This is a genomic window from Anabaena sp. AL09 (assembly GCF_001672255.1).
Classification (GTDB): domain Bacteria; phylum Cyanobacteriota; class Cyanobacteriia; order Cyanobacteriales; family Nostocaceae; genus Dolichospermum; species Dolichospermum lemmermannii.
The window spans coordinates 1-14712 of record NZ_LJOQ01000017.1; the positions used below are offsets into that span (position 1 = coordinate 1).

At 38.1% G+C, this 14712-nt stretch carries 15 protein-coding genes and 1 pseudogene; 14 read left to right on the top strand and 2 right to left on the bottom strand.

Going from position 1 to position 14712, the window contains the following annotated elements:
- Nucleotides 1-79 precede the first annotated feature (79 nt).
- A pseudogene (locus tag AN490_RS02985) lies at nt 80-925 on the bottom strand (glycoside hydrolase family 13 protein); the annotation flags it as partial.
- Nucleotides 926-1017: 92 nt separating this feature from the next.
- Between AN490_RS02985 and smc the strand changes: the two are divergent.
- From smc to AN490_RS03025, 9 genes are all read left to right on the top strand, one after another.
- Entirely contained in the window at nt 1018-4737 is a 3720-nt protein-coding gene (gene smc, locus AN490_RS02990) for a chromosome segregation protein SMC (protein WP_299999798.1), read from the top strand.
- Between the two features lie 152 nt (nt 4738-4889).
- Nucleotides 4890-6350, top strand: a complete 1461-nt coding sequence (locus AN490_RS02995; RefSeq protein WP_299999800.1) for a DUF5677 domain-containing protein — start codon at nt 4890-4892, stop codon at nt 6348-6350.
- A 9-nt stretch (nt 6351-6359) separates the two neighbouring features.
- Nucleotides 6360-7469, top strand: a complete 1110-nt coding sequence (locus AN490_RS03000; protein WP_299999802.1) for a hypothetical protein — start codon at nt 6360-6362, stop codon at nt 7467-7469.
- Nucleotides 7470-7709: 240 nt separating this feature from the next.
- Nucleotides 7710-7961 carry a UPF0175 family protein gene (locus AN490_RS03005; RefSeq protein ID WP_168496463.1) on the top strand — a complete coding sequence of 84 codons (252 nt, stop codon included), beginning with the start codon at nt 7710-7712 and terminating at the stop codon, nt 7959-7961.
- Entirely contained in the window at nt 7958-8446 is a 489-nt protein-coding gene (locus AN490_RS03010; protein WP_299999808.1) for a DUF3368 domain-containing protein, read from the top strand. The genes AN490_RS03005 and AN490_RS03010 overlap by 4 nt, the downstream gene beginning before the upstream one ends.
- A 51-nt stretch (nt 8447-8497) precedes the next feature.
- Nucleotides 8498-8626, top strand: coding sequence for a DUF6516 family protein (locus AN490_RS22865; RefSeq protein ID WP_335337449.1), 129 nt, complete (start codon nt 8498-8500; stop codon nt 8624-8626).
- Nucleotides 8623-8976, top strand: coding sequence for a MarR family transcriptional regulator (locus tag AN490_RS03015; RefSeq protein WP_168632936.1), 354 nt, complete (start codon nt 8623-8625; stop codon nt 8974-8976). The genes AN490_RS22865 and AN490_RS03015 overlap by 4 nt, the downstream gene beginning before the upstream one ends.
- A gap of 260 nt (nt 8977-9236) precedes the next feature.
- Complete coding sequence (locus tag AN490_RS03020) at nt 9237-9473, top strand: DUF433 domain-containing protein (protein WP_015080100.1); 237 nt, start codon at nt 9237-9239, stop codon at nt 9471-9473.
- Nucleotides 9470-9820, top strand: coding sequence for a DUF5615 family PIN-like protein (locus AN490_RS03025; protein ID WP_193898725.1), 351 nt, complete (start codon nt 9470-9472; stop codon nt 9818-9820). Before AN490_RS03020 ends, AN490_RS03025 begins: the two co-directional genes overlap by 4 nt.
- On the opposite strand, the gene AN490_RS03030 is transcribed toward AN490_RS03025, so the two are convergent.
- Nucleotides 9785-10051 (bottom strand): hypothetical protein, encoded by a 267-nt coding sequence (locus AN490_RS03030; protein WP_299999818.1) that lies wholly within the window; start codon nt 10049-10051, stop codon nt 9785-9787. The two genes, AN490_RS03025 and AN490_RS03030, sit on opposite strands and share 36 nt — an antisense overlap.
- Nucleotides 10052-10063: 12 nt before the next feature.
- On the opposite strand from AN490_RS03030, the gene AN490_RS03035 reads away from it, so the two are divergent.
- The 5 genes from AN490_RS03035 to AN490_RS03055 all read left to right on the top strand — a co-directional run bounded on the left by AN490_RS03035 (nt 10064) and on the right by AN490_RS03055 (nt 14710).
- Nucleotides 10064-11113 (top strand): AAA family ATPase, encoded by a 1050-nt coding sequence (locus AN490_RS03035; protein WP_299999820.1) that lies wholly within the window; start codon nt 10064-10066, stop codon nt 11111-11113.
- 2 nt (nt 11114-11115) lie between these two features.
- A complete protein-coding gene (locus AN490_RS03040) occupies nt 11116-11625 on the top strand; it encodes a hypothetical protein (RefSeq protein ID WP_299999822.1) in 510 nt (169 codons plus the stop codon).
- 559 nt (nt 11626-12184) lie between these two features.
- Nucleotides 12185-13393, top strand: coding sequence for an AAA family ATPase (locus tag AN490_RS03045; protein WP_299999824.1), 1209 nt, complete (start codon nt 12185-12187; stop codon nt 13391-13393).
- Nucleotides 13387-14013: a DUF4276 family protein gene (locus AN490_RS03050; RefSeq protein WP_299999826.1), complete on the top strand. Its 627-nt coding sequence runs from the start codon at nt 13387-13389 to the stop codon at nt 14011-14013. The genes AN490_RS03045 and AN490_RS03050 overlap by 7 nt, the downstream gene beginning before the upstream one ends.
- 277 nt (nt 14014-14290) lie before the next feature.
- Nucleotides 14291-14710: a type II toxin-antitoxin system VapC family toxin gene (locus AN490_RS03055; RefSeq protein WP_299999828.1), complete on the top strand. Its 420-nt coding sequence runs from the start codon at nt 14291-14293 to the stop codon at nt 14708-14710.
- Nucleotides 14711-14712 lie beyond the last annotated feature (2 nt).

Sequence of the window (14712 nt, forward strand, 5' to 3'; positions counted from 1 at the left end):
CAATACAGTACAGAACGTATTCATTTTAACAAAAATAACCATTCTTAACTTTTCGTTACATAGTTAGAAACTTTTCCGCCGACCTACTTAAGTCTAATACTACTTTATCGCCTACTGCAAAGGCAATGGCAGCTTCATTAAATAAATAATTCATCACCCCGTCAAACTGTGTACCATCGAGCCATTCACGGGCATCTGACGAGATTTCACCAACAATATAAGCCTCTGAGTTAATACCTTTAACTCGTTGGCGAAATTCCTGCCAAAAACCAGGAGTTTTAATCTCATTGGGTACATCTAAACGCCAACCATCAATGCCAAATTCTAACCAATATTCGGCAATTTTCATGATGTATTCTCTTACATCTGGATGATCATGATTAAAGGTTGGTAAAGAGCGAATCCCTGCCCAAGCATCATAATTAGCAGGTAAATTACCATCATAAGGTGCAAGCGGCCAGTCTTGAATTTTAAACCAATTTACCCAAGGAGAATTAGAACCATTTTCTAACACATCATGAAAAAAGAAAAAGCCTCGGCTAGAATGATTAAATACGCCATCAAGAACTATTTTGATATTTCGTGAATGGGCTGCATCTAGTAATTCTCGTAACGCCTGATTTCCCCCCAACATGGGATCAACTTGGTAATAATCATGGGTATGATAACGATGATTACTAGCAGATTGAAAAATGGGTGTAAAGTAAATTGCCGTAATCCCTAAACTTTGAATATAGTCTAATTTTTCAATTACACCCCACAAATCACCACCTTTATAGCCTTGGTATGTGGGTGGTGCGTCCCAAGCCTCTAAGTTGCTATTATTTATGAAGCTTTGGCGAGAACGTTGACTTCTGGCAAATCTGTCGGGGAAGATTTGATAAAAAACTGCGTGTTTAACCCAATCTGGTGTGTTAATCTGCATAAATTTATTTATTACCCTTTTTTATAGTCACGAAACGACAAATAATTGGTACAATTGTTTGCTTAACCCAGTTTCCAGTTAACCAGTGCCTCATGGTATATGTCAAGCGCGTTGAACTTACCAATTTTAAATCCTTCGGTGGGACTACTGCTGTCCCTTTACTACCGGGGTGTACTGTCATATCTGGGCCTAATGGTTCTGGAAAATCAAATATTCTGGATGCTTTGTTGTTTTGTTTGGGACTGGCTAGTTCTAAGGGTATGCGGGCGGAACGTTTACCGGATTTGGTGAATAATGCTCAAAAACATAAGGGGCGTTCGGCGCTGGAAGCTAGTGTAACTGTGACTTTTGATATTTCGGATGTCTCTCGCAGAGGCGCAAAGGCGCAGAGGGAGGAGGTGGGGGAGGTAGGGGAAGTGGGGGAAGTGGGGGAAGTAGGGGAGGTAGGGGAAGTAGGGGAGGTAGGGGAGGTAGGGGAAGTGGGGGAAGTGGGGGAAGTGGGGGAGGTAGGGGAAGTAGGGGAAAATCCAAAATCTAAAATCCAAAATCCAAAATCGTCTGAGTGGAGTGTTACTCGGCGGTTGCGGGTGTCTCAGCAGGGGGGGTATACGTCGAATTATTATATTAATGGTGTGGCTTGTACTTTGACTGAGTTACATGAGGATTTGGAGGAACTGCGGATTTATCCTGAAGGTTATAATGTGGTGTTGCAGGGTGATGTGACGAGTATTATCTCGATGAATGCGCGGGAACGTCGGGAAATTATTGATGAGTTGGCTGGGGTGGCGACTTATGATCGGAAGATTATCCAAGCTAGGTCTACTTTGGATGAGGTGAAGGATAAGGAGGATAGTTGTCGGATTATTCAGACTGAGTTAAGTATACAATGCGATCGCCTTTCTCAAGATAAGGCTAAGGCGGAAAAGTATCAATTATTGAAAATTGAATTTATCCAAAAGCAGTCTTGGGAATCTGTGTTATCTTGGCGTTCTCTCCAAGCACAGCAGGAAAAGCTGGTTGCACAAGTTCAAGAGGGCGATCGCAATTTCAGTGATTTTACTACTCAGTTAAATACAACTAATTCTCAAATTGATCAAAAAACTACTGAATTAGATCAACTCAATCTCCGGGTGAAAGCTTTGGGGGAAGAGGAACTTCTGTCTGTTCAATCAAATCTCGCTACTCAGGAAGCGGAACGGAAACAACTCCAACGTCAACAACGGGAGTTAGAAGCATCTATTCAAGAATCTACAAAGCGATTAAATCAAACTTATCAAGAAATTCAACAATATCAACTGGCTTTAGAGGAAGCTAAGAAAAAACAAAATATAGAAACGGTAAATGTAACGTCTCTACAAACAGAAAGAGATATAGCCCAACAAAATTTAGAATCTTCTCGTCAAGCTGCTGCGGAAATTGCGACCGCTTCGGAAGCTTGGGTACAACAACAAACAGCTTTAAATCGGCAAATGGAATCTTTGCTGCATACTCTTGAACCGCAACGCACTGAACAAGCGCAATTACAGGAACGCAATACTCAATTACAAGAATTGATTTCTGAACAATCTCAATTAATTGCAACTTTAGAACCGGAATTAACTGCAAAGCAAGTTGAATGTGTGCGGTTGGAAACGGAATTTAATGCTTCTACCCAACCCATTCAAAATTTAGCGGAAAATCTCGCTGCGACAGAACAAGAGTTACAAATTCAACAAGATACCCAAAAGCGACTTTTACAAGAACAACGAGATAAACAACGTCAATTAGATAAATTAGAGGCACAAACTCAAGCGCAACAGGAAATACAAGGAACACAAGCAAGTAAGGTGATTTTACAGTCGGAAATGCCCGGTTTATGTGGTTTAGTGGTGCAGTTGGGTAAGGTAGATCCCAAATATCAAACAGCGTTGGAAATGGCTGCGGGTGGACGTTTGGGGCATATTGTCGTTGAAGATGATAGTGTGGCATCTGCGGGCATTGAACTGTTGAAACAAAAACGGGCAGGGAGGGCAACTTTTTTACCTTTAAATAAGGTTAAAGTCCCTAGATTTACCCAAGATGCAACTCTGCGTTTAGCTGATGGTTTTGTTAATTATGCGGTAAATTTGGTAGAGTGCGATCGCCGTTATCATGATGTATTTGCCTATGTTTTTGGTGCAACGGTAGTATTTGCGACGCTGGCACAAGCTCGGAAAAATATGGGACTATATCGCATAGTCACTTTACAAGGGGAATTATTGGAAACTAGCGGGGCAATGACTGGGGGTAGTAGTAGTCAACGTTCATCTTTACGCTTTGATAGCGGTGAAGCCGGAGAATCTCAGGAAGTCGCTAATTTGAAATCTCGCTTAATGGATATTGACCGGATTTTAGAACGTTGTGGAGAAGCAATTTCTACTTTAGCAACTCGCACTAAAACATTAACTTTAGAATTAACGGAAGCACGTCAAGGACGGAGAGAACAACAATTATATTTAGAACAGTTAAAGAAAGATATTAAAGGTTTAACAACGCAGTTAGAAAATACTCGTTCTCAACTTTCCCAAAATACCCAAAAATTTACATCTGCACAATCACGGTTAGAAATTTTAAATCGGGAATTACCAGAACAAGAAACTCAATTACAACAATTGCGACATACTTTAGCTGAGTTGGAATCTTCCCAAACCCCTAGCGAATGGCAACAAATCCAGGCTATCATTAAAACCCAAGAACAGGAATTACAACAACGGGAAACAGCGTTAAGAGATGTTCAACAGCAATTAAAAAACTTAGAAAATCAACAACAGCGTTTACAAGAAAAAATAGAAGAATCCCAAACCAGAGTTATTCAATATCAGCAAGAAGAAACCACAGGAAAACAGCAACAAGCAACAGTTAATAGTCAAGTTGAAGAATTGAATCATTTAATTACCTCAATTCAGGCTAATTTGCGGAAATTAGAAGAGAATTTAGGGGAAGAGAAAAAGAACCGAGATACAGCAGAAACCGAATTGCGATCGCTCTTATTGCGTCAACAACAATTACAATGGGAAATTGAGAAACTGCAAGAAACTCAACAAAAACGCCGGGAAGATTTAACAGCACTGCAAAACCAACTGCGAGATTTAGGTGCAGAATTACCCAGTCCCCTCCCAGAAGTTCCCAATAAAGTTGATTTAGAAGACTTACAAAAAGAATTGCGGAGTTTAGGTAAACGTTTACAGGCAATGGAACCTGTGAATATGTTAGCTTTGGAAGAATTCGATAAAGTCCAAAGTCGTCTTCAAGAACTTACCGAAAAATTAGAGACATTGGAAGGGGAACGGACAGAATTATTATTAAGAATTGAAAACTTTACCACCCTACGTCAAAAAGCATTTAAAGAAGCTTTCGACGCAGTAAATGAGAATTTTCAATCTATTTTTGCTATTCTTTCCGATGGTGACGGTTATTTGCAACTAGATAATCCCGAAGATCCTTTTAACAGTGGCTTAAACCTAGTCGCACACCCCAAAGGAAAACCCGTCCAACGTCTTGCTTCTATGTCTGGGGGAGAGAAATCTTTAACTGCATTAAGTTTTATTTTCTCCCTACAACGTTATCGTCCATCTCCATTTTACGCATTTGATGAAGTGGATATGTTTTTAGATGGGTCAAATGTGGAACGATTAGCGAGAATGATTAAACAACAGGCAGAACAGGCACAGTTTATTGTTGTGAGTTTGCGCCGTCCGATGATAGAATCAGCACAGCGGACAATTGGGGTGACACAAGCTAGAGGTGCATATACTCAAGTTTTGGGTATTAAATTGAAATCATCTGACCATTGAAGCAGTCCGCAGAATTGCGTAAGATAGATAATTGTGAAGCCTAAAATCAAAGTGTCAAAAGCATCGAGCGCATGGCTTGAGTAACTAAACGGTGGACATAAGATTGAAATCGTGCCAGTCCTAGCGTGAATTTTGAATAAAGAAACCAACTTATGACAAGCGAAAAGAACGTCAGTAGTCTCAGTGATCACATACTGAATCGTCGGCAAGGGAGAGTAGTTACTCCTTTCAATAATACTTTTGGCGACCAACTGGAATTAAGTTCATGGGCTAAAGAACGAATGCCACAATATTTATGGCTAGGCTTAATTCTTATGGAGTATGGAAGAGAAGAGGGATTTGAAAAAGCGGGAGCAATATTGAAGAATATTTCTACGCAGGTTACAACTCTATCAGAACCTAAATTGTCGCAAATATTTGGACTGTCTCATAACGAACAAGTATCTGTTTTTCAAATCATTTTAGATCAAATCGAGCCTTTTGTTTTGTCTCCTCTAACCATTTTATATCGAGCTAAAGACTATCCAGAATTTAATGAAGCCTTTAATGTTATAGAAATTCATTTTGAGGAAAGACTAAAGAAGATTACTAAAGCAGTAGAGATATACTCCCCTCATCAGTCTGATGAAGCTACGGATATACGTTTTTTGATCATAGGGTCTCAACTATTTTGTGGAAGGCTTAAAATATCAAAGGATTTAACTGATACAATTGAAGCACTTTCAAATTATCCTCATACTAGTCATGATGACGAAAAGATGAAAATGTATCGACCAACCGTAAGAGCTATGGAAGGCGCATTTGGAGATAACGAGAATAGCGACTTCACATCAAAATTTTGGGAGAGTATTGGACTAATTACAAAATGTAACATCATCAGCATAATGCATAAAGAGAGTGAAAGAGATTATCGTCGATTTATTGAACAATTCCGAAAAGTATTGGAGTACGTTACAAATTCCTACAAAAAAGAATCACTTTTGAATGACAGATTCGACGTTATCGTTGGTTCAATCACTTATGCGTTGAAAGTTTTCTGTGAATTACATGAGAACAACTTGGGGAACGGAATTCTAGGGCGGCACGGAGTGAGAACGATGATCGAGATTTTGATTATTCTAAAGTATTTGTTGAAACGGGAAAACGATCATCCTAAAATCTGGGAAGAGTACAAGTTGTATGGAATCAGCAAATATAAACTTGTTTTGTTGAAGGCTAGGGAAAATGAGTTGGAAGAATCAGCTCATTTCGTTCCACCATTAGCAGAAATGTTAGTGAATGAAATTAAATGGGAAGAGTTTATAGACGTTGATTTAAAATATTTCGACAAGCAAGGGATTAGACAAAAAAGTGAAGAAGTCGGAGAAAAGTATCTTTATGACCTATTTTACGAATATGATTCAAGTTTTGCTCATGGTTTGTGGGGAGCAATTAGAGAAGCATCTATGCTCAAGTGCAATAATGCAAGCCATCAGTACCATATCGTTCCAGACATATTTGCTGTTCAGAATTTGCCTGACGTAAAAGCAGACTGCTTCAACATTATGATGAGATTCTTTGACTTGCTAAAGCAAAACTACGCGATTCCAGAAACATTGATGATATCGAATTAGGATACCCGAATGCCTCAACCAACTCTTAAACATATCATACAGTTCCAATCAGAATATCATGAACTGATTACTCAGTTTACGAGTAGCCACAATATTGACGAATTAACTGCAAGGCAAATTGTACTATTCATGGATGAGGTCAAGTATTTTTGGATAAAACGACTTGACATTATTGATGTAGAGCTTGAGAGTTTGACGGAACATAACATATGCTTTTTATTGAGTGGTGCTATCTACTTAAACGTTTCCGAAAATGAAAATTTCTATTTCAAATCACTTGGTGACTTCCATCTCTTGCATGACCCTTTTCTAAAGATAGAGCATTTCTTCAGAATTCCCGAATGCTCGATTGATATGGGTGTGTATATAAGTTATTTTCGGCGTGTCCTGATTGATAGCATCAAACTTCTAGAGAGCTATAAATTTCAATTTTTTATATTGCCAATTCAATTGCTGGCAGTCGAAAATGAACAAAAGCATCGCGAGTTACTTGACAAATTCTTTATGAATTTTATATCGACCATATTTGGGAAAAAATACGAGAATCAAGATTCATTTTGTGAAGACTACAACACTTTTGAAGATATCGAAAATCATCTAGAACCTTATGTTCGCGACAGAATAGTATTCAACAGTTTCTATGAAAATGGGATCTCGCTCCGCAGAAAAATTGAGATGCATAACACATCTCAACCAGGCTACACTCAGCTTATGGCAGACCAAACTGAAGCTAAAGTGTTTCTAGTTACTTTGTATTCTTATGTAACACAAATTTCCGATATTCTGCTGATATGCTCAATGCTGCGTCTTTATCCATACATCAGGTATGAAGTCACTTTTAGCTACTTGTCACTCATAATGTACACATTTATTGAAGACGAAAAGCTAAGAGACATGATTGAGAAAGCAATTGTGTTTTATATATTTCGTAAAAAAATGGATGGTGCATTTGATCACTTCGAGTCATTTGAATACTATTGCGAAAAAATAGCCGAGAAAGAAGCTTTACCTAAGATACTCAATAGTATGCGAGAAAATGATATAGACATATTTCAAAGTGGGATTCAGAAAGTAGCTGAAATAATTCAGGAATTGTTTGCAGATGTAACTGCTGTCTAACATGGTCAACTTCGTTGTTGAGTTACGAAAGTGCGATCGCCGATCTTGTAGCGTGTGTTACATTTCATTAACGCACCTTATTTTTAATTGAACAAAAGCGACTTTTTCGGAGTAACTTCTCGTCAGCTATAATCCCAGATAAGCTAATGATCAAGAAAAAGTCAAAATCATGCCAGTGTGATCGCTTGTAGGTTGGATTGATAAAGTTAAAATTAGAAGTGACTGCGTGAGGACAACTTGATGCAAATTACCCTGAACCTACCTGATAGCCTCAGTAAAACTGAAACTTTTAACCAGAGTGAATGGCTTCAGGAAATAGCCATTGCCCTATTCCAGCAGCAGCGGATTTCCCTCAGCCGCGCCAGCAAAATTGCGGGAATAGACATAATGAACTTTCAAAAGCTGCTCGCAGACCGCAATATTTGTGTCCATTACGATGTGGAAGACTTTGAGCAGGATGTTCAACACCTGCGGAGTCGGGGCTGGCTATGATTGTCGTCAGTGATACTTCTGCTCTCTCGAATCTTGCCCTTGTTGATCATCTTGGGTTGCTAGAATCTATTTACCATAAGGTAATCATTCCTGACGTGGTTGCCAGCGAATTGGTAGCCGCCAGCAATCCTACTATTTCAGCTATTCTCCAACTGGACTGGATTCAAACCCAATTCCTTAACAACTCCCAACTTGCTAACCAGCTTCAACAGGAACGCGGACTGGATGCTGGAGAAGCAAATGCTATAGCCTTGGCACTTGAGCTACAAGCCGATGATTTGCTCATTGATGAACGCTTGGGACGGCAAGAAGCTCTCCGGCTTGGGATACCTGTTATTGGTATTCTGGGTATTCTGCTTGTTGCTAAACAAAGAAGTCTTATCCCTCAAGTTCAACCTGTGATGGATGCTTTGATCAACCAGGCTGGTTTTCGCATCAGTCCCCGGCTATATCAGCGTATCTTATCTCTTTCTCAAGAACCTTGACTTGTTAGTTTAGCCGTAGGTTAGATTGATATGGAAAATGTAGAATTCGATATGACAACGAACGCACAAAAAGGAGATCATAAACATATAAATTCACACGAAATAGATTACAAATTCACAAGCATTGATAAATTGCTTGACGATTTTGAAAAAGACATTGAAACCTGGAGTGAATTATGAAAGCAATTATTGAAGTAGCCAAGGGTGGTTCTGCAATCCGAGCCGCTCGTCAACAAATTAAAGACTCCGAAATTGGAAAGCCAGTAAATTTTAGACTTTCATTTGAATCTGCAAAATCACTTTTTAGTGAGCTAACACCTGCTAGACTTGATTTGCTTGATACTTTAAGCAAAATAGAGCCATGCAGTATTTACGCGCTGGCAAAAACAGCCGAAAGAAACTATTCAAACGTACACACAGACGTAAATCGCCTGGAAGAACTCGGATTAATTGAACGGACAGAAGAAGACAAAATATCTGTACCGTTTGAATCCGTTGAAATATTCATGCCACTAGCGAAAGCAGCGTGAGAATTTGAAAAAGTGCGATAGCGAAGCGCTCCGTAGGAATCACCTATTGGGTTTAAGTGCGATAGCTCACAGGTTAGATTGATGAAGTGCGATAGCGAAGCGCTCCGCAGGAATCGCTTGTAGGTTAGATTGATAAAGTGCGATAGCGAAGCGCTCTGTAAGAGTCGTGCAACGGTGACTTTCAGTTCGCTTTTTTCTATTGTCATAGAACTCGAAAAATCAAGTACAATTAATTTAGTGCCAACATAACATCTAATATCATGAATAACCTTCTATTAAATAGAATAACAATTAACCATGATATTTGTCATGGTAAACCCTGTATTCGTGGATTGCGCTATCCGGTGGAAATGATCTTAGAACTTTTGAGTTCAGGCATGAATATTGATGATATTTTAGAAGATTATGATGATTTAGAATACGAAGACATTTTAGCAGTTCTCAGCTTTGCTACTCGACTTACTCAAGTTAAAAGTATCCTCCAATTAGTTTCATGAAATTCTTGATTGATGCTCAATTACCAATGCGAATTGCCAATTTATTAGAGAACTTAGGTTATGATGTTATACATACCAAAAATCTTCCTTTAAAAAATGCAACTCCAGATTCGGAAATCAACAAACTATCAATCCTGGAACAGAGAATTGTTATTACCAAAGATAAAGATTTTTTAGATTCTTTTTTAATCAAACAAGAGCCTTACAAACTACTACTAATAACCACAGGTAATATTAGTAACAAACAAATTGAACAACTTTTTCTACAAAATATTACTCAAATAATCGAATTGTTTTTGACCTATGATTTTTTAGAAATGACTAGAGATAGTTTGATTATTCATTAGTGCGAGTTCGCCTGTTGGGGAAGCGTAATCAGCGATCGCTTGTAGGTTGGATTGACCAAGTGCGATCGCTTGTAGGTTAGACTGATGAATTGCGATCGCTCGTAGGTTAGATTGATAAAGTGCGATCGCTCGTAGGTTAGATTGATAAAGTGCGATAGCGAAGCGCGACCTAGGAATCGCTTGTTGGTTGATATAATCTGTTCGATTAGTACAAAATATTAGTGTAAACATTTAAAATAATCTATGCTAAATAATCTAAATATTAAAAACTTCACAGTTTTTCCTAGTGCAAATCTCCAATTCTCTAAATATCTGAATGTAATAGTTGGAGAAAACGGATCGGGTAAGACACATCTTCTTAAAGTTGCTTATTCAGCGCTTGCAACCAGTTGGGAAGAAAGCCGCAAACCAACAAGTAGTACACCAACAAAAGCTTTAATGCAAACTCGTCTAGCAGACAAGCTTATCAATGTTTTTCGTCCAGAATCTCTTGGGCGACTCGCTAGAAGAAAGCAAGGACGTGAGAGATGTGACATTAAACTCTTGTTTGAAGATAAAAAGTTCAATTTTGAATTTAGCTTTTCTACGAATAGTAAAACAGAAGTGCTAATAGAGCAAGTTCCAAAGGGTTGGCTTGACACTTCACCAGCTTATATCCCAACTCGTGAATTGCTGAGTATTTTTCCAAACTTTGTTTCCGTTTACGAAGGCCATTACCTTGAATTTGAAGAAACTTGGCGAGATACTTGTATACTTCTAGGCGCTCCTTTACAGCGAGGGACTAAAGAGAAAAGAATTCAAGAATTGTTAGCTCCGCTTGAAACATCAATGGGTGGCTCAATCGAGCTAGATAAGAATGGGCGTTTTTATTTAAAAAATGAGCGCGGTCGCTTTGAGATGCCACTTATTGCAGAAGGCCAGCGTAAATTAGCAATGCTGGCGCGTTTAATTGCAACTGGGGTATTAATGGACAAAGGTTTTCTATTTTGGGATGAGCCTGAAGCAAATCTCAATCCACTTCTGATAAAACAAGTAGCTCAAAGCATTGTGAGCCTAAGTAAAATAGGGATTCAAGTATTTATTGCCACTCATAGTTTATTCCTGTTGCGTGAGCTTGAAATATTAATGACTGATCAGCAAAATATTGAACTCAACTCACGATTCTTTGGTTTGCACTTTTCAGATGACGGTGTTGTAGTCAACCAAGGAGATACGATTGACGAAATTGGCGATATTACAACACTGGACGAAGAGCTTGCTCAATCTGATCGCTTTATCAGTAGTGGGGTTTGAGTGTGATAAACATCCAGGTTGATAGCTTGATATTTACCTTTCCGGATTCATGGAAAGTTTGCAAGTACGATGAATGGGCTTTTTATCGTAACCAGTTCTCTAAGATGTCGCCTGGTATTAAAGCAGTTGATCTTCTCGCAATTGAGAGTCAGGTGATATGGTTAATTGAAGCCAAGGACTATAGACAGCATCCTCGGACTAAAACCATAGATTTAGCAGATGAAGTAGTGCAAAAAGTCTTGTATACCCTTGCGGCTATGTTACCTGCCAAGATTCACGCATCAGACATATCCGAAAGTAATTTTGCTGGGGAAATTTTGAAAGGGCAACAGTTGCGTGTTGTTTTGCATCTTGAGCAACCAGTAAAAACTTCAAAGTTATTTCCACGTGCTATTGACCCTTCAAAGGTACAGCTTAAATTGAGAAGTCTAATCAAACCAATTGATCCGCATCCAAAAGTCGTTGAGTCTAACCAGATGCAAGGGTTAAAGTGGACAGTGACGGAACTATGAATACTTAATTTTAATCTCCGCGTCAAATAGATGGTAATGGCTAACACTGTTTTGGTACGAACCGCAAAGACTGTTTCTTAGATTCCCAAAAGGCTTTTGTCAGTTTGCCATTTACACCTTGACTAAGTGCGATAGCGAAGCGCTCCGTAGGAATCGCTCACAGGTTAAATTGATAAAGTGCGATAGCGAAGCGCTCCGTAGGAATCGCTTGTTGGGTGGTGTTAGTGCGATCGTTTGTAGGTTAGATTGATAAAGTGCGATCGCCAATTGATTTTAAGTTTAATCAGCGAACTGACAAGTCAGCGCTTGCGCTATCGCTCAAATTAGACTTATAAAGCGAGATCGTTTATAATATACTGAATAGACAACATATATTAGACAAAGATTCAAGCATAGGAGCTATCTATGTTGTTACAAGAACTTAAAGAGCTGATATTAAAACTACCATCAAGCGAACTGACAAGTCAGCGATTGCGCGATCGCAAAACATAAATAATTGTGTATTCCTTACCCAAAATATTAGCAACAATATAGTTTTATTTAATATTAGGAGAAGTAAATGGAAGGTAAAAGATTTATTCATAAAATCAAATTACAAAACTTTCTTTCTTATGGAAGTGAAGGTGAAGAAATTGAATTACAACCGCTAAATGTGTTAATTGGTACTAATACTTCTGGGAAATCTAATTTAATTGAAGCTATTGGTATTTTAAAAGCAATTCCTATAGATTTACCTGCACCTTTTCGTCAAGGTGGAGGTATTAGTGAATTTTTATGGAAAGGTAATAAAGATACTCCAATAGCAGAAATTAAAATTACTATTGATTATCCTCAAAAATCACATTCAATTTTACTTGATTATACGCTTAGTTTTACCACATATAATCAAAGATTTGATTTAGTAGATGAATTTATCGAACCAGAAACGAGAAAAGAAGGTTTTCAATTTTATTATCTTAACAATTATAATGGATTTCGTTCTTTTACAGTAAGAGATAAAGATCCCTTATCAGGGCAAGAAAGACGAAGTGAACAACTTTGGGAACTACATTCAATTAACTCAGACCAATCAGTTTTATCTCAAATAAAAGATCCAAATAGATATCCAGAAATTTCTTATTTAAGCACAGAATTTTCTAAAATCAGTTTATATCGTTCCTGGCAAATGGGACGAGATTCAGAACCAAGAAAGGCTCAAAAAGCTGATTTACCCCAACATCCTTTATTGGAAGATGGCAGTAATTTAGGTTTATTTTTAAATGATTTAAAATACCGAATAGGTAATAGAAAAATTATTGAAAACCTCAAAAAATTTTATGAGCCAGCAGAAGAATTAGATGTAATAATATATGGTGGTACAGTACAAATATTTATTCGGGAAGAAGATGTAATTCAACCAATTCCTGCAACTCGTTTATCTGATGGAACATTGAGATATTTGTTTTTAATGGCTTTACTTTTAGATCCTACTCCACCACCACTAATTTGTATTGAAGAACCCGAATTAGGTTTACATCCAGATATTTTACCAACTATTGCAGAAATGTTAATAGAAGCATCCCAGAGAACTCAATTAATTGTCACAACTCATTCTGATGCTTTGGTTTCTGCGTTGAGTGAATATCCTGAATCTGTAGTAGTTTGTGAAAGAGATGATACAGGAACTCATTTAAGGAGACTTAAACCAGATAAACTCAAAGACTGGTTAGAAAATTATACTTTAGGTGATTTGTGGCGGATGGGTGAAATAGGTGGAAACAGATGGTAAAAGAGATTAGAATTTATATAGAAGGTGGTGGAGATTCCATCGGTCAGAAAACTTCACTTAGACAAGGGTTTCGTCAGTTTTTTAAAGAATTAGAAAATGAATCAACAATCAAAATCATTATGTGTGGTAAAAGGACTGATGCCTTCCGTAATTTCAAACATGATTTAAAATCTTATCCTGATGCTTTTAATATTTTGTTGGTTGATGCAGAAGCACCTGTAAATGAAAAATCAAAATCGCCTTGGGAACATCTGAAATTAAGAGATGGTTGGGATAAACCAGCAGGAGTTGATGATGAGAATTGCCATTTGATGGTACAAACAATGGAAGCGTGGTTTATTGCGGATATTGCAACTCTGAAAAAATTTTATGGACAAGGTTTTAAAGAAAGTGGTATTCCTAAAACTACTAATGTAGAAACTATTGCAAAAGATAATTTAGAACGTACTCTGAAAATTGCTAGTAGTAGAACTACAAAGGGTGAATATCACAAAATTAAACACGCTTCTAAACTATTAGAATTATTAGATGTCACTAAAGTTCGTCAATCTTCCCCTTATTGCGATCGCTTATTTAATACTCTAAGATCAAGAATTGGATATTTACAGGATGAATCATAACCTAGTAATTGCTCCTCTTGTGCGATAGCGAAGCGCGACCTAGGAATCGCTCGTATGTTAGATTGATAAAGTGCGATAGCGAAGCGCTCCGCAGGAATCGCTAGTAGGTTAGATTGATAAAGTGCGATAGCGAAGCGCGACCTAGGAATCGCTAGTAGGTTAGATTGATAAAGTGCGATAGCGAAGCGCGACCTAGGAATCGCTTGTAGGGTGCGTTAATGAAATGTAACGCACCTAAAATATAAGCTAAAATGAAGTAGCTTACAATCTACTATCTATGAGTGAAACTGTCTATATTGAAACCAGTATCTTAGGCTACCTTACTGCTCGACCAAGCAGAGACATTATTGTGGCGGCTAATATTGAGATAACGAGGGAGTGGTGGAATACACGGCGCAGTGACTTTCAACTGTACTCATCCCAAGCAGTCTTGAAAGAAACTACCCAAGGAGATGCCAAAATTGCATCTCAACGACTAGAAATTCTTAGCAATCTATCATTACTCAACTTAAACCAATGCGTGCTGAATTTAGCAGAGCAATTTTTAGGCCGCAGCAACCTTCCAGCAAAAGCTGATATTGATGCTGTTCATATCGCAGTTGCAACTGTTCACCAAATAGAACGAAAGGCACGGAAGCCACTTGGCAATAGATGCGTGGAGGAAGTGCCAACGGCGAATTTATTCGCGGTGACATGATA